18 protein-coding genes and 3 tRNA genes are annotated in these 13610 nt (G+C 66.5%); 5 read left to right on the top strand and 16 right to left on the bottom strand.

Annotated elements, in window-relative coordinates:
• Window positions 1-240 precede the first annotated feature (240 nt).
• Window positions 241-411 (top strand): hypothetical protein, encoded by a 171-nt coding sequence (locus tag ABZ858_RS00150; protein WP_361370185.1) that lies wholly within the window; start codon window positions 241-243, stop codon window positions 409-411.
• Window positions 412-448: 37 nt separating this feature from the next.
• Here ABZ858_RS00150 and ABZ858_RS00145 read toward each other — a convergent pair whose 3' ends face one another.
• The 11 genes from ABZ858_RS00145 to ABZ858_RS00095 all read right to left on the bottom strand — a co-directional run bounded on the left by ABZ858_RS00145 (window position 449) and on the right by ABZ858_RS00095 (window position 7883).
• On the bottom strand, window positions 449-961 hold the full coding sequence (locus ABZ858_RS00145; RefSeq protein ID WP_361370182.1) for a hypothetical protein: 513 nt from the start codon (window positions 959-961) through the stop codon (window positions 449-451).
• A gap of 22 nt (window positions 962-983) precedes the next feature.
• Window positions 984-2429: a ParB N-terminal domain-containing protein gene (locus ABZ858_RS00140; protein WP_361370179.1), complete on the bottom strand. Its 1446-nt coding sequence runs from the start codon at window positions 2427-2429 to the stop codon at window positions 984-986.
• A complete protein-coding gene (locus ABZ858_RS00135; protein ID WP_361370176.1) occupies window positions 2426-3085 on the bottom strand; it encodes a ParB N-terminal domain-containing protein in 660 nt (219 codons plus the stop codon). Before ABZ858_RS00135 ends, ABZ858_RS00140 begins: the two co-directional genes overlap by 4 nt.
• A gap of 115 nt (window positions 3086-3200) precedes the next feature.
• The gene (locus ABZ858_RS00130) at window positions 3201-3383 is read right to left on the bottom strand and encodes a hypothetical protein (RefSeq protein WP_361370173.1); all 183 of its coding nucleotides are present in this window, start codon (window positions 3381-3383) and stop codon (window positions 3201-3203) included.
• Complete coding sequence (locus ABZ858_RS00125) at window positions 3380-4072, bottom strand: poly-gamma-glutamate hydrolase family protein (protein WP_361371875.1); 693 nt, start codon at window positions 4070-4072, stop codon at window positions 3380-3382. The genes ABZ858_RS00130 and ABZ858_RS00125 overlap by 4 nt, the downstream gene beginning before the upstream one ends.
• Before the next feature lie 54 nt (window positions 4073-4126).
• Window positions 4127-4264 carry a hypothetical protein gene (locus ABZ858_RS00120; RefSeq protein ID WP_361370171.1) on the bottom strand — a complete coding sequence of 46 codons (138 nt, stop codon included), beginning with the start codon at window positions 4262-4264 and terminating at the stop codon, window positions 4127-4129.
• 433 nt (window positions 4265-4697) lie between these two features.
• A complete protein-coding gene (locus ABZ858_RS00115; RefSeq protein WP_361370168.1) occupies window positions 4698-5627 on the bottom strand; it encodes a hypothetical protein in 930 nt (309 codons plus the stop codon).
• Between the two features lie 16 nt (window positions 5628-5643).
• Window positions 5644-5898 carry a hypothetical protein gene (locus ABZ858_RS00110; protein ID WP_361370165.1) on the bottom strand — a complete coding sequence of 85 codons (255 nt, stop codon included), beginning with the start codon at window positions 5896-5898 and terminating at the stop codon, window positions 5644-5646.
• Window positions 5895-6233, bottom strand: a complete 339-nt coding sequence (locus tag ABZ858_RS00105) for a hypothetical protein (RefSeq protein WP_361370162.1) — start codon at window positions 6231-6233, stop codon at window positions 5895-5897. Before ABZ858_RS00105 ends, ABZ858_RS00110 begins: the two co-directional genes overlap by 4 nt.
• 66 nt (window positions 6234-6299) lie before the next feature.
• Complete coding sequence (locus ABZ858_RS00100) at window positions 6300-7550, bottom strand: ParB/RepB/Spo0J family partition protein (protein ID WP_361370160.1); 1251 nt, start codon at window positions 7548-7550, stop codon at window positions 6300-6302.
• A 162-nt stretch (window positions 7551-7712) separates the two neighbouring features.
• Complete coding sequence (locus tag ABZ858_RS00095; RefSeq protein WP_361370157.1) at window positions 7713-7883, bottom strand: hypothetical protein; 171 nt, start codon at window positions 7881-7883, stop codon at window positions 7713-7715.
• A 295-nt stretch (window positions 7884-8178) separates the two neighbouring features.
• Here ABZ858_RS00095 and ABZ858_RS00090 point away from each other — a divergent pair, with 295 nt between their 5' ends.
• Window positions 8179-8709 (top strand): hypothetical protein, encoded by a 531-nt coding sequence (locus tag ABZ858_RS00090; RefSeq protein ID WP_361370155.1) that lies wholly within the window; start codon window positions 8179-8181, stop codon window positions 8707-8709.
• Between the two features lie 3 nt (window positions 8710-8712).
• The gene (locus ABZ858_RS00085) at window positions 8713-9486 is read left to right on the top strand and encodes a hypothetical protein (protein ID WP_361370152.1); all 774 of its coding nucleotides are present in this window, start codon (window positions 8713-8715) and stop codon (window positions 9484-9486) included.
• Here the strand turns inward: ABZ858_RS00085 and ABZ858_RS00080 are convergent.
• Entirely contained in the window at window positions 9472-10458 is a 987-nt protein-coding gene (locus ABZ858_RS00080; protein WP_361370149.1) for a recombinase family protein, read from the bottom strand. The two genes, ABZ858_RS00085 and ABZ858_RS00080, sit on opposite strands and share 15 nt — an antisense overlap.
• Before the next feature lie 107 nt (window positions 10459-10565).
• Complete coding sequence (locus ABZ858_RS00075; RefSeq protein ID WP_361370146.1) at window positions 10566-10868, bottom strand: hypothetical protein; 303 nt, start codon at window positions 10866-10868, stop codon at window positions 10566-10568.
• A gap of 84 nt (window positions 10869-10952) precedes the next feature.
• Here ABZ858_RS00075 and ABZ858_RS00070 point away from each other — a divergent pair, with 84 nt between their 5' ends.
• Entirely contained in the window at window positions 10953-12557 is a 1605-nt protein-coding gene (locus ABZ858_RS00070) for a tyrosine-type recombinase/integrase (RefSeq protein ID WP_361370143.1), read from the top strand.
• Between the two features lie 113 nt (window positions 12558-12670).
• Here ABZ858_RS00070 and ABZ858_RS00065 read toward each other — a convergent pair.
• The 3 genes from ABZ858_RS00065 to ABZ858_RS00055 all read right to left on the bottom strand — a co-directional run bounded on the left by ABZ858_RS00065 (window position 12671) and on the right by ABZ858_RS00055 (window position 13095).
• A tRNA-Ile gene (locus tag ABZ858_RS00065) sits at window positions 12671-12747 on the bottom strand.
• A 197-nt stretch (window positions 12748-12944) separates the two neighbouring features.
• A tRNA-Asn gene (locus ABZ858_RS00060) sits at window positions 12945-13017 on the bottom strand.
• Window positions 13018-13022: 5 nt separating this feature from the next.
• A tRNA-Asn gene (locus ABZ858_RS00055) sits at window positions 13023-13095 on the bottom strand.
• A gap of 145 nt (window positions 13096-13240) precedes the next feature.
• Here ABZ858_RS00055 and ABZ858_RS00050 point away from each other — a divergent pair.
• On the top strand, window positions 13241-13543 hold the full coding sequence (locus ABZ858_RS00050) for a YtxH domain-containing protein (RefSeq protein WP_361370141.1): 303 nt from the start codon (window positions 13241-13243) through the stop codon (window positions 13541-13543).
• Window positions 13544-13610 lie beyond the last annotated feature (67 nt).

Genomic DNA, 13610 nt, shown 5'->3' with positions numbered 1-13610 from the left:
TCGCTGCTGTCCTTGCTCTCAGGGGTTCGGAACCGACGATCCGAACATGCCTCTCCATGAGCTGTCCCTAGGAGCTGACCTAAGAAAGAGGGCCCGTCTCGGCTCGCGCTAGCACCGCAACCTCCTGAGTTCTGACGTCGGCAGAGCCCAGCCGATAACCATACGCATCCGCGTGGTGGTCGGCTGGAGCCTGCCCACCGGCTGCCCAGGTCGACCGCCCTTCACAGAAGGATTCGACCGGTGGACTCCGCCATCCTCTGGCTACTCGGCGCTGCGGGCGTCGCGGCGATCGCGCTGTTCGTGATCAAGGGACTGCTCGATCAGCTTCCCGAGGTCGCTCAGTCCTGGCATAGGGCCAAGCGCGCCTTCCGCAGCGACGACCGGCCCGATCCGGACAGCGACAGGACGTAAAGCGGGATGGGCCGCCGGCGTACCGGCGGCCCATCACTTACAGCAGCGACATCTGCTCACCTTCATCTGGCCGCCTGGGTGGCACGTATTCAGGCGGCGCGTCTGGGGCATTGCGGTGCGTTCGTAGCCACCAGGCGAACTGGTAGTTGCGGCAGGTCCGGAACCTGACGGACTTCCGACGTGGTTCATCGGCGGGGATGTCGTGCTCGCCCCATCCTGTGATGGGGCGAGCATTGACGAGGTGGACGTACAGGCCAGGGACCTGGGCCGGGCCTTCCCATAGTTCGCCTGTGGCGCTCTCGAAGGCCAGATGAGCGTTCTGACTCCAGTTCCACGGGTTGGGCAGCGCGCACAGGTACCAGGCCAGTGGCGGGTTTTCCTGGGGAAGTTCGAGGACTTGATGCCGACGCTTGACATCCACGCGGGGCCGGTCAGGTTGACCGAAGCTGCGCAGGCAGTGCTGGTCGAGGGCGACGTGCCGCACTCCCGCCAGCCACATGATGTAGTACCGTTTCCGAGATTCGATCTCGATCCTTATTCGCTCCGACACGCGTTCCCCTATCGGCCTTTACCTAATGCGCGAGAGATTTGTTTCTCTCTACTGTCAATTTTATCAAATTTCCCACCAATTCCAGATGCCTGTCATGCCGGAACCCGTTCGGGTAAGGCATATTGAATTCCTCTTCGAAAGCCCTCTCGTACTCTTCTCTGGGGAGAGCGATGGGCCGCCGGCATGTCGCCTTGAGATTGGAACCGCTGAGGTCGCTGACCTTCACGTCTTCGAAGTAGCGGCGGAGCAGCGGCTCCAGCGTCTCGGGCGTGTGGAAGCGCAGCTTCTGCCACTTGCCCTTGACGAAGTTCATCTCCACGTTGTCCTCGTCGAGGAAGCTCATCTTCGTCGTCGCCGTCTGGGAGGTGACCCGCTTGGCCTGCTCGTCACGCAGTTCGCGGGCGAGGCTCCGCGTGCCGAGGCACACGACCCCGTCTGCGGCGCAGAGGGCGTTGACGGTGGTCATCACCCAGTGCTGGTAGTCGAGCGAGGTGGTGGCGTTGATGACGGAGTCGAGCACGACGACGTCGTAAAGCCCGTGGGCCTGAATGTCCTTGTCGATGTCGCGGATCATGCCGACCACGGCGCGGATGTCGACGGCGTACGAGCCGTCCCGGCAGCGGTAGGGCTCGTAGTCGTGAATGTTGAAGCCCTTGGCGCGAAGGTGCTTCGCGTAATCGCCGTAGCCGGCACCGAAGTCCACCACCCGATGAGTCGGCTTGAGCCACGGGGTGACGAGCTGGTCCCAGGTCTCCGAGCCGTAGGCGAGCTTTCCCGCCTTGGCCTTGGAGCTGAACTTCCTCAGCCGCTTCGGCTGAACGATGTGCTGGTTCCAGACCGGTGCCTTGTCCTCGATGGCGCTCCAGTCGTAGACGCCGTACTCGCCGGTGAGGTCGGCGTGGAGCTGAGCGGCGTCGGAGGACGCGACGGTCCAAGCGAGGACGTCGAAGCGCGAGATCGAAGCGACCACCGCGTACTCGGCGTTGAGCACGATGCGCCCCTGGTCGTCAATCACGACGCTGCCCCACGGGCCGTGGCCGGCGGTCATGTGGCCGATGGCGTTGACGAAGGAGAGGTTCTTCCGCTCGGCCACCCGGATGGTCTGCCAGGGGATGTAGGACCAGGCGCCGATCTGGCCGGGCTCGGCGTAGACGACGCTGGCCTCGGTCTCCACGCGGTTGTGGAGCAGGTTGAACTGGATCTCGTCCTGGAGGCGGACCTTCGTGCCCAGCATGACCGCGGGCGTGTGGGTCAGGCCGATCGCCTTGAGGCCCTTGGTCCTCTGGTGGCCCGCGACCAGAGTGCCGTCCGCGTTGAGGATGACCGGCTTCACGACGCCGTGACGACGCAGGGACGCCTGGAGCCGGCGGAATGCGGTCTCGCTGAGGCGTCGCGGGTTGTAGTCGGCGGGCCGTAGCTGGTCGAGGGGGTACGACTCGTGGAAGGTCGTCGTAGGCGCCTTGCTCATTCGGCCTGATTCTCCTTGTGCGCTTCCTGAAGTACGTGCCAGCCGAAGCCGAGGTCGCTGTTGGTGTCGTCCACGAACTTCGTGTAGATGTCGTTGAGGGCTTCGACCTCTTCGGAGGTGATCCGGACTCGCTTGGACTCCCACTGGAGGTAGCCCCACTGGAGGTAGTCGACGGTGGCCGCCGCGCCGGTACCTGCGCCGTCGGAGGTCAGCTCCAGGGTCTCGGGCAGGGAGGTGTCGTCCAGGAGCTGGTCGACGCTCTCGCGGTCGTAGCCCGTACCTTCGAGGTCGGGGATCTCGGAGAGGACCTCGGCCAGCAGCGCGGTGTCGTAACCGGCGAGGTCGTTGGTCCGGTTGTCGACCACGACGATGCGTGCCGCCGCGTCGTCATCGACGTCCACCCAGGTGGCAGCGATGTGTTCCCAGCCGAGCTGCCGGGCGGCAGCAACGGTGTGGTTGCCCGCCAGGATCTCGTTGGCGCGCCCGGTGTGCGTGCCCTTGTTGACCACGACCGGGCGGTACTGGCCGTTGACCGTCAGCGACTCAGCGATGGCCGGGATGTCGCCGGTGCGGGGGTTGCGGTAGTAGGGGGCCAGCTCCTCGATAGCGACGGCGAGCGGGAGGAGCTGTTCGGGGATGTTGGCGAGCACGGTCACGGTCGTCCCTTGTGTAGGCCGTTCCCCCGCGCCCTACGCTCGCCAACAGTACAGAGCCGGTACCTATCTTGGAACCGAGGCCGCCTGCCCCGCCCCCACCCGCCGGTCTAGACGATCATCGGGGCGGGACGGCTCGGGGCGCCATCGGTTCGCCGGGGGGAACGTCGACTGCGGCGGGCCGCTCCCGGTAGTGCCGGAGTTCGGCGCGGAGGGAGTCAAGGTCGTCGTCGGTGATGGTGCTGGCGGTGAGCCGGTCGACGTCGATCTGTTTCCCGGTGTAGGGAGGTACGAAGGTCACGGTCCCGACGCTACCGAGTCGACGTCTCGGGGCGACGGGGGGATGGCCACGGTCTGTCCCTGGCCGGTGGCCACCAGCGCCTTGGCGATGGCACCCGTCACCGCGGTGACGTAAGCGCCGAACACGCTGGTCATGTTGTCGCGGTTGGTGCGCGAGAGGTCGCCGTTGAGGAAGAATGCCTGCCGCTGGGCGGTGCTGATCTCCAGTTGGACGCCCACGCCGCGCAGACCCTTGTTGCAGATGTTGGCCAGGTCGTTGCCGTCGATCTCCTCGTTGGCGACCTGGACAGCGAAGCCGGCCTCCGAGAGGGACTGGCCGATGCGGTCACGCAGGGTGTAGTCGAGGCCGCCGAGGTTGGTCACCGGTGCCGCGCCGGCGGCTCCGTGCCAGGAGATGACGTGGGTGGCCCCCTGGGTCAGCGACAGGGCCTGGGGGTCATCGAAGCGGGTTGAAGTGATGTGCAAATCCCCGTTGTTGGCCGACTTGACGCCTTGGAAGGTGTAGAAGTCGTGGACGTCGCCGGCTGCGGCGCTGGCCAGTTCGCTGGTGCCCTGTTCGATCCCCCCGCCGTGAATGGCCAAGTGGAGCAGCGTGGAGATCGGGGACGAGCGCCAGGTCCTCTGATAGTCGATGCCCTCGATCTGGGCACCCGCGAGCGCGGCGTATGAGCTGTATAGGCCGGTGGCCATGAACACTTCCCTGAGTGTGAAGGGTCGTTGCGGCGGCAGCAGCCGCCGCGGCGGTCAGCGGTTGTTGCAGCGGCAGAGGCCCGTGGGCAGGCACCAGGAGTCGCAGCCGTTGCACCACACGGAGCCGGGGACGGGCGGTTGGCGGCGGGCCGTCTGCTCGCGGTCCTGCTCGGGCGTCTGTTCGTGGGTCATGCCGCTGTTCTCCTGGATGGTCGTGAGATGGGTTCTTCGAGTCCCGCGCCTCGCTGGATCGCTCCCGGCCGGCTGGCCCTTCGAGGGGGTCTGCGGCCTGGGTCGCGTTCGTCAACGGCCCTGTCCGGAGGGCCGTCGCGTTCGCTGAGGAGGCGTAGGTACAACTCCCGGTCGTCCGGGTGTCCGTTGAAGTCCTCGACGCTCATGTCGCTCCGCATTGCACGGGACCCGCCCCCGGCGTGGACGGGGGCGGGTCCGATCGTGTGCGTGGCTTCGGCCTCGATGGCTCCGCATCGGTGCGTAGCCGGTGCCTGGCGGGTAGGGCGCGGGGGATTGGCCACCCGCCAGGCACCGAAGGGGATGCCGCATGCCACGGCATGTTGGCGGGCCGGTTCCTCGGCTGTGGCCGTTCCCGCCAACGAGATAGACCGTATCACTCTTGAGTGTTGGGATCTATTTCTGGGTCGCGGCCCGCCGGCGGGGCCCCGAAGCCGAACCCCGGCAGAGCAGCGGTGTCGTGAGCAGTCGGTTCGTCGGCAATGAAGAGACCCTGCTGGACTGCGCGCGGCCGAGCAGTGAAGTGCTCGGGTCGCGGCACCGTGAGGTTGAAGCGCGGCGCCGGCGGCGCTTCACGCACTGGAATGACCACGATGGCCGTGCGTACGCGGCGGCCCGGGAACGCGTTGTCCGGCAGCTCCGTGATAGTGCCCCGGGCCTCTCGCACACGGGCCAGGAAGTCCTTCGTCACCTGGTCGGTGCGGAAGGACAGGCTCTCGATCATGACCGCGACGACGAGGCCGCCGGGCTGGACGAACCTCAGCGCGCGCACGACGTGCTGGATGTCCTGCCTCTTGGAGAACGGGGGATTCATGATCACTCGCTCATAGCGCCGCCGTACCGGCACTCTGAGGAAGTCGGCGGTAGTGACGCGTCGGGCATATCCGCCGGAGCGGATGTGGTCGGCTCGGTCGGCGTCGAGTTCGATGCAGTCGACAACGGCCCCGCGGGCGGCGGCCAGCTCGGCGATGGCGCCTCGCCCGGCGGAGGGCTCCAGCACCTCGCATCCGGGAGTGAGTTCGGCCATGTCCAGGAGCTGGCCAACGACGGGGGCGGGCGTGGAGTAGTACCCGCGGTCGGCTTCGGTGATCACTTCGCAGCTCACCAGGAGCTCCGAGATGGCTTCGGCTGCGTCGACGGGGAAGATGTGAGCCCGCTTGTAGCGGTTCCACTTGCCGCCGATCACCCTGAGTACCTCGTCCGTCCGCTTGTAGAGCTTACTGTCGAGCTGGCCGGGCAGACGCAGCGCCGGGCCGTCAGCGATGGCGGTCTTGATGACGTTGAGAACGTCGGGATCTACTCGCACTGGTGATCGCTCCTTTCTACGCGTATTCGGTGCAGTTGGCGGCCAGCGGGTGGCCTTTGTGGTCGTCGCAGACGGCGTCCCCGGTAGCCGGGTCCGTCCCGCCGTCACACAGCTCGCAGATCCAGTAGCCGCAGACGACGCAGATCGCGGACGCGAGCTGGCTGTCGTCACCGTCGAGGTCGATGAGGCAGCGACGACAGATGTGGTCGGGTGGCAGGGTGCCGTCGTCGGGTCGGGTTCTCAGGCCGTTGATGTAGAGGGGACGCTTCACGCCTCGTGTTCTCCTCGCACAGTGGCGTCCTGCTGGCCGGCGGCGAGCAGCGCCGCTTCGAGTTCGACCAGTCGCGCCGCGATCATGATCGGGAAACGGACGTAGACGGAGCTTCCGGCCCCCTTGAGGAGTTCACCGGCGGCCATGAAGGTGAGGTTGCTGGCCTCCGCGATGGCCGCGGCGTCGTTGGTGCGGCGCCCGTTGAGCAGGTGCTGTGCTGCCTCACGGACGAGTGCAGCGGCGTCGGAGTCGTACTCGTTCAGGGCGTTGGCGGTGGCCGGCACGCCCTCGAACAGGTTGTGGTTGACGTTGCGCATCGACCGGATGTCGTTCATCACTGGGGGGCTCCCGAAGAGGGTGAGCGGGGCGGCCCGTTGGTGGGCCGCCCCTGGATGGATGGGTCAGGCGGCCAGAGCGACCGGCTCGGAGTCGGGCTCGTCGCTCGTCGCGTCGGGCTTCGGCTCGGTCTCGGACGCCGGCTCGGTCACGGCCTGCGGCGCGGCCTCCGGCCGCGAGATGGCGTCGCCCGCCGAGGCGCCCTCCGGGGCGGGGGCCACCTCGGTGTCGGAGGTGTCGGCCTCCGCCTGGTCCTCGCCCTGGGTGGCGGGCGTGTCCTGCTCGGGGGAGCTGCCCCCCTCCTCCTGGGCGGTGGTGTCGGCCGCGGGGTCCAAGCGGGCGAGGGCGGCTGCGGCGCTAGCGGCCAGGTCAGGGGCGGCGGCCTTGGGGTTGACCATGATCTCTCGGGCATCGGCGTGCGCCTTGGCCTGGCGGAGCTGGAAACGGGCCTTCTGCAGCGAGTTGGCGACCCGGTCCATCTGCTCCACCCGCTTGCCGACCTGGCCCTCCAAGGTGCGGGCCAGGTCCATCGGGTCGGTCTTGCCGATGTTCTCCAGCAGCTCGCACATGCGCTCGATCGCATCGAGATCGCTCTTGGTCTTGGCCTGGGTCCGGCTGCGCTCGACCTTCTCCTCCGGGCTCATCTCCTCGACCTCGACCATGGAGTCCTGCTTGGCGGCCTTCTCCTGCTTGCGCATGGCGTACGCGATGTGGACCACCTGGTTGTCGGACTTATCGCCCTTCTTCCAGTCCTCGAAGACCGCCTTCTGGTTGGCCGGTGAGAGTGCGGCGATCTGCACGGCGGCCTGGGTGCCGATGTGGCCGAGGTCCACGGCGGCCTGGATCTCGGGACGCAGGTTGAGCAACGCCAGGCGCTGGTTGACGTACTGGACCGACTTGGTGAACTCCTGAGCGACACCAGCGACCTTGGTCGGGTCGCCGTCGTAGTCCGCGTCCAGCACCCTCTTGAAGCCACGCGCCTCCTCCAGCGGCAACATGTCCTCGCGGGTCAGGTTCTCGGTCATGGCCTTCTTGAACGAGTCCAGGTCGCTGATCTCGGCATCACCGTCGGCCAGGAGGATCTTGGCCTCGATGGTGATGTTGCCCGCCATCCCGTTGGCGCGGAAGCGGCGCTCGCCCGCGATCAGCTCGTAGCCGCCCTCTTCGACCTTGCGGACGACGATCGGCTGGAGCAGGCCGTGAAGCTTGATCGATTCCGCCAGCTCGGTCAGCGCCTCCTCCTTGAAGGTCTCACGGGGCTGGTCCTCGTTGCGGCGGATCTGGCGCATCTTCAGGTTCGCGTACTTGTGCGGCATTTCGGTCTCCAAGAGGTCGGTGGGGGCTCTTTCCTCCCCCTCCTTGTGGTTCTATTCTATATGCATTTAGGGGAGAGGTCCACAATTTTCTCGGAGTTTTTGCAGGTCAGACGCGTGAGCGCGGACTCCCGTAAGGAAGTCCGCGCTCACACACTCAGCCGGTCAGCCCGTACAGGCTCCGACCAGACGCTCGTTGATGCCCCCGACCCGCTTCGGATCGACGATCGACAGAGCCCCCAACGCCTCCAGGGCCGTTTCCTCGTCCAGGCTGACGGCCTCCCGGCCGCCGGACTCCGCCAACCGGGCCATCACCCGCTCCAGCTCGATCCCCACCCGTTCCCTCCCGTGTTGCAGCGCGCCGGGCTGTGCGCACTTAGATCCCCACACAGCAAATCTGATGGCACACATTGAGAGGCGGGAGGCTTCGGTCTGACACTGCGCGCCCAGGGAGCGGCGAACCGTAGACGCCTGCATGCTGCGTACGCGATCTTCTGCTGGTAAGTAGATCTTGCTGCGCCGTACTGCCCAATGTCAACCAGCAAAGACATTAGGCTGTTCGGCATCTACGCACGTCACGACCCACATCGCACACTCTGGACCCGACACGCCGAAGGAGCAGCCAGCCACCATGCCGCCCGGCCCGGACATCCCCCTCGCCAGCAAGCTCGCCCTGCTGGTACGCCGCAAGGCTGCCAAGGTCGGCCGGCAGGCCACGTCCGTTCGCGTCCTCTCCGACGCGACCGCCGAGGAGCCTGGGGGCAAACCAGCCATGACGCACCAGGTCGTGAACGACCTGCTGAATGGCGTCAAGGCCAACCCGACGACTGCCCAGCTCACCGGACTCGCACGCGCTTTCGACTGTCCGGTACCTTTCCTACTCCCCGGTTACAACGGTTTGACCTCTCTGTCTGTCTACGAGAGGCAAGAAGACGCCCGAGAGGCGCTTCGACTCATCCACGATCTGGGTGAGGCAGGAGCCGCTGAACTTCTGGAGGCCGCTCGTGAGATACGACTGCGTCACGGACGCACCGATCTCACTGTTCCAGAGGTGCCAGAGCAGCTCCCGCCTTTAGCTGAACCACCGCGGCCCGGCCGCCGGCGGAGGCTCAGTTTCAGCGAAGCAGCGGAACGAGCGGTATCTGATCTGGAAGGAACCTGAACCATGGACGGCCTCGTCTTCGGCCTGTGCGCGCTAGTGGGCATAGCGGGCACTGCGCTCTCCGCCAGGGAAGCCTGGCGCCAGCGCAGCCGGAACGAATACCGCATCGCTCGCTTCGCGCGGACCGTGGCCTTCGGTGTGTGCACGGTGGGCGTCACCTTCGCCGTGCCCGCGATCGAGGACTTCATCGAGTCCGCGACCGGCATGCACAACGCGGCCAAGCTCGGCGCGCACTTCTGCGCCGTGCTGTGGTGCGGAAGCCTCCAGCTGATGCTCGTGGACTGGTCGTACAACCAGCAGGTCCTCAAGGCGAGTCTGTACGCCCGGATCGCCTTCGCCGTGTGTGTGCTCGCAGCGATGCTGCCGCTGTTCATCGGAACCACTGACGAGCGGATCGAGTTCACCACTGAGCACGCCACCATCCCAGGCGTCACCGTCTACCTCATGGTCTACCTGTCCTACGTGGCGATCACCTGCGGCGAGATCGCCTTTCTGTGCTCTGGCATGGCCCTGTCCGCGAGGGACCACGGACACGCCTGGAGCGCGCGGGGCCTGGGCACCTCAGCCGTCGCAGCCGTCCTCGGCGTCGCCTACGCGGCCAGCAAGGGGTCCTACCTGGTCACCCACTACCTCGGCCACCCGTGGCCTCTGAGCGCCGAGGAGATCGTCTCGCCCGCTCTCGCCGGCCTCGCCGTCATCGCGCTGATCACCGGTCTGACCATGGCGATGGTCGGCCGGCGACTGGCCTCCAAGGTGACGTCCTCAACTTGTGCTTGAGACACCGGGCAGAGTTCGCCATCGCAGGACGACCCTGCCCGGCTCCACCGTACGGACTCCTTGGGCACTCGCCGGGTAGACCTCGATGTCCTCAAGGAACAGACGCGAGATGGCCTTCTTAGAGGCTGAGGGTGCCGTGTTCCACCACCGGACCAGGTCCTTGGCATCTCCCAAGGAGAAGCCCGCCATCTGTTCGGCGTACCGAAGCCGTGTGCGGGTCTCCTTGATGTTGGCCGTGATCTGACGGTCCGCAGCCACCCAGGCGTCACTGCCGATCTCGCGCTTGCCGTAGAGGGTCGCCGCTTCCTTGCGGCGGCCCTCCAGGTCTTTCAGAGTGTCCTCCAACGCGACGACCTGGGCGCGGATCGCAGCCTGAGCCGCGAGGATCTGCTCGCGTATGCCGGGCTTGAGGAGTTCGGCCACGACGTACTCGCCGACGTGGTTCTCTAGGAGTTCGGCATCGATGCGGACCTTGCCGCAGCCGCCGCGCCCCTCCTTGTTCTTGGGCCGGCACCGGTAGCCAGGACTACCGGCGTTCGTGCGTGCTCCCTGGAGACCGTGCCGACAGTTGCCGCATGTGCTGTCCCCGTCGGCGTACAGATAGTCGTAGGCAGGGGCCGCGTCGCCACCCGGCTTCCGACTCTTCTCCCGCTCCTGGAGCTCCAAGAACTCCTCGCGCGTGATCGCGCCCTCATGGCCGGCGTCGACCAGTTCGCCGTTCTCGTCGTAGCGCAGCCCTGCGATCGCGGGGTTCCGGAAGAGGCGACCAACCGAGGCGTCTTTCCACTCGCCTCCGAGAGTGCCCCGGTATCCCTCTCCGTTCGCCCACACGGCGACGTCTGCGTTCGACTGCTCCCACTCCCCTTGAAGGGACCGTTGAAGGGCCCGACTCACCATCTGACGGAGCGGGCCCACTTCGTCGTCACGTAGCCGACGTCTCGACGCGTCGTCAAAACCGTAGAGCCGTGGCATGCCGTTGTCCGTTCTTCTCTGAGCCCCCTGTAGTCGCCCGATCCTAGGTCACGGCCCTGTCATCGCACCCGTGGCCTAGACATCTGATATCCGCAAGCACCGCTTGATCACTGCACAGGCGGCTTCACCCCGAGCACTCGCCAGAGTTCAGCCGTGGGGACCCTCACCGTGCTGCCCAGCGGGAGCGTCTGCACGGGGAAAGTTCCCGCCTTGATCAAGCCGTAAGCCTTGTGCACACCGATGCCCAGGGCCCGCGCTGCCGTCGTGACGTTCACGGTTGGCGGCAGCGCAAGCAGTTCCTCCAGGGTCATGGCGGTGGCCCCGGAACCCGTCGCTACAGAAGCGTCCTTCGTTGTCATTCCCGTTGTCGCGATCTCCCCCGCGCCAACGTTGATATAAGGATACGCCAACACTGGAGTGTTGGGGCAAGATGGAGCATCAGTTCGGCAAAGGCCGACACGGAAGATCCACAACCGGAGCGGACGAAGGAGACGATGGTGTTCGACCCGAGCTACTACCGGCAGTGTGCCTGCCGGGAGGATGTGATCGGAGAGGGCGGCAAGCCGGAACTGGACGACAGGGGACGCCCGAAGCGGCGCCTGGTCGGTGCGGGCTGCCCCAAGCTGAAGGAGAAAGGGCACGGTCGCTGGTACTTCTACTTCGAGCTGGAGCCTGGCGAGAACGCCAAGCGCCGACGCGTCCGCCGCGGTGGCTTCCACACGAAGACCGACGCCAAGAAGAAGGCGGTGGAGGTCTACCGGGAGGTCATGAAGGGCACGGACGTCCTCAGCGACGCCACCGTCGGCGAGGACCTGGAAGCCTGGATCACGAGGAAGAAGAACCTCGCCCGCACGACGACCCACTCGTACGAGGACCACATCCGGCTCTACCTCAAGCCCCACCTCGGCCACATCAAGCGGCGTGACCTCAAGCTGCGGCACGTCGAAGCGATGTACGACGCGATCGAGCGGGAGAACGCCGAGCGCCTGATCCACCACGCTCGCATAGTCGAGCTGACGGAGGCGCGGGACGCCGCCCACACCGCTTGGGTCCGCGCGTCGGGTCAGGGCGAGGAGCGTCGAGCCGCCCGCCGTGCCTACTTGGACGCCAACGCCGCACTTCGCGAGGGCCGCAAAGGCAAGCGGAAGATCACCTCGGTGAACACGATGCACCGCATCAACGCCACCCTCAGCAGCTTCCTCACCAGCTTGATCAAGCGTGGCGAGTTCAGTACCAACTGGGCGAAGTTGGTCGAACTCAAGCCCGTCGTCAAGCCCACGCCCCTGGTGTGGACGCCCGAGCGCGTCGAGGAGTGGAGGCGCACGGGGAAGAAGCCCAGTCCGGTCATGATCTGGACCCCCGAGCAGACCGGCGAGTTCCTGGACTCCGTGACCTCACACCGGTTGGAGGGCATGTGGCACGGGTTCATCTTCCGGGGACCCCGCCGCGGGGAGATGTGCGCGCTGCCGAAAGCCGAGGTCAGCCTGAGCGGGCCGGTGCAGTGGTTCCGCATCTCCGCACAGGTGGTCGAAGTGGCCTACCGCCTGTACGACGAGGCGCCGAAGCAGGACAGCGTGCGCACCGTCACTCTGGACGAGCTGACTGGTGCCCATTGGGTGTCGTTCGCCGCTGCGCGCGACCAAGAGCGGGAGAAGTGGGCGAAGGCGGAGGCGTACGTCGAGAGCGAGCGGTTCTGGGTCCACGAGGACGGCCGCCCCCTGCACCCCGACTGGGTGAGCCGGGAGTTCAAACGGCTGGTCAAGCTCTCCGGGCTTCCGCCCGTACGCCTGCACGACACTCGGCATCTATCGGCATCGCTGGCTCTGCTCGGCGGTTCGAAGATGAAGGTCGTCCAGGTGCGGTTGGGCCACAAGTCGTTGCAGATCACCTCGGACACTTACACGAGCGTTATGCCTCAGTTGCTCACGGACGAGGCCAAGACCACAAGCGCGACGGTGCCCCGTGCGACAGCTCAGCCGCCGCGACCCGCGAGGCAGCGGAACCGACCCACACGGCCGGCAGTGAAGGGCGAGGCTCCCGGGACGGGCGGGAACACCGATTCTGATGGGCCGGACGAGGGACTTTGTCCCGCCGCGTGACCCGCGTCCCAACTTTGTCCCAACTCGCATGATTCCATGATCGAGGCGGGCCGCCAAGATCGCTCGTTCGTCGCCTCCGACCGGCTAAGTGGCTGGTCAGGACGTTTCTGCTCTGGTGGGGCGGGTGGGACTCGAACCCACGGCCGACGGATTATGAGTCCGCTGCTCTAACCGGCTGAGCTACCGCCCCGTTCGGCGCGTCGCGTACATGTGTGCGCGCCGTCTGCCGCAGCATAGCCGCTCATACGATCTCCTGCTTCGCCATGGTCGGCTTCCCGCGGCCCTTCTGACCATGAGGACTCCTGCGGGGCCGCGGCGGTTCCCGGGGGCTGCGAAGGAAACGGAGCGGGCATGAAAAAGGACCCCGGAGGGTCCTCGTTCAGCATGCTCCCCCGACTGGACTCGAACCAGTAACCTGCCGGTTAACAGCCGGCTGCTCTGCCAATTGAGCTACGGAGGACCGAGCTCCCCCGACTGGACTCGAACCAGTAACCTGCCGGTTAACAGCCGGCTGCTCTGCCAATTGAGCTACGGAGGAATGCCTCGTCGCATCGAAAGCGGCTTCCGGGGTATCCGCCCGGGGAGCGCGCGTTCGCTGCGACACATACATTAGCGCAAGCAGGGGGGTGCTCCGCCAATCGGTTCCCCCGGCTCCGACGTCGAGGCAAGGAAGGGTGGCCATCATGCGCTACCGGCTCGTGTTCTTCGCAGGGCTGGCCGTGGGATACGTACTGGGGACGAAGGCGGGACGGGAGCGCTACGAGCAGTTGCGCAAGTCCGCGCGCCAGGTCGCGCAGAACCCCGCCGTGCGCAACACCGCGGAGACGGCCGCGCAGCAGGGCCGCCAGTTCGCGGGCAAGGCGTACCACGCGGTGAGCGACAAGGTCGGCGACCGGGTGCCGGAGTCGGTGGCCCACCGGGTCCGCTCCCTGCGCGAGCGCGCGGCGGGCAACGGCGCGGACGACTGGGGCACCAGCAACACATAAGGGCAACGCATAAGGGCGGCTCCCGCGCGCTCCGACCGCGGCGATCCCGCGCCCCCCGCCCGGTACG

The organism is Streptomyces sp. NPDC047017 (assembly GCF_040644175.1).
In the GTDB taxonomy this organism is placed as follows: domain Bacteria; phylum Actinomycetota; class Actinomycetes; order Streptomycetales; family Streptomycetaceae; genus Streptomyces.
This window is presented reverse-complemented; position numbering and strand designations above follow the sequence as displayed.

What these genes read in the sequence shown, in the direction of transcription:
- ABZ858_RS00125 (WP_361371875.1), bottom strand. Translation starts at nt 4,072, where the DNA reads ATGGCCACCGGCCTATACAGCTCATACGCCGCGCTCGCGGGTGCCCAG.
- ABZ858_RS00090 (WP_361370155.1), top strand. Translation starts at nt 8,179, where the DNA reads ATGCCGCCCGGCCCGGACATCCCCCTCGCCAGCAAGCTCGCCCTGCTG.
- ABZ858_RS00050 (WP_361370141.1), top strand. Translation starts at nt 13,241, where the DNA reads ATGCGCTACCGGCTCGTGTTCTTCGCAGGGCTGGCCGTGGGATACGTA.
- ABZ858_RS00080 (WP_361370149.1), bottom strand. Translation starts at nt 10,458, where the DNA reads ATGCCACGGCTCTACGGTTTTGACGACGCGTCGAGACGTCGGCTACGT.
- ABZ858_RS00105 (WP_361370162.1), bottom strand. Translation starts at nt 6,233, where the DNA reads ATGAACGACATCCGGTCGATGCGCAACGTCAACCACAACCTGTTCGAG.
- ABZ858_RS00140 (WP_361370179.1), bottom strand. Translation starts at nt 2,429, where the DNA reads ATGAGCAAGGCGCCTACGACGACCTTCCACGAGTCGTACCCCCTCGAC.
- ABZ858_RS00120 (WP_361370171.1), bottom strand. Translation starts at nt 4,264, where the DNA reads ATGACCCACGAACAGACGCCCGAGCAGGACCGCGAGCAGACGGCCCGC.
- ABZ858_RS00070 (WP_361370143.1), top strand. Translation starts at nt 10,953, where the DNA reads ATGGTGTTCGACCCGAGCTACTACCGGCAGTGTGCCTGCCGGGAGGAT.
- ABZ858_RS00100 (WP_361370160.1), bottom strand. Translation starts at nt 7,550, where the DNA reads ATGCCGCACAAGTACGCGAACCTGAAGATGCGCCAGATCCGCCGCAAC.
- ABZ858_RS00085 (WP_361370152.1), top strand. Translation starts at nt 8,713, where the DNA reads ATGGACGGCCTCGTCTTCGGCCTGTGCGCGCTAGTGGGCATAGCGGGC.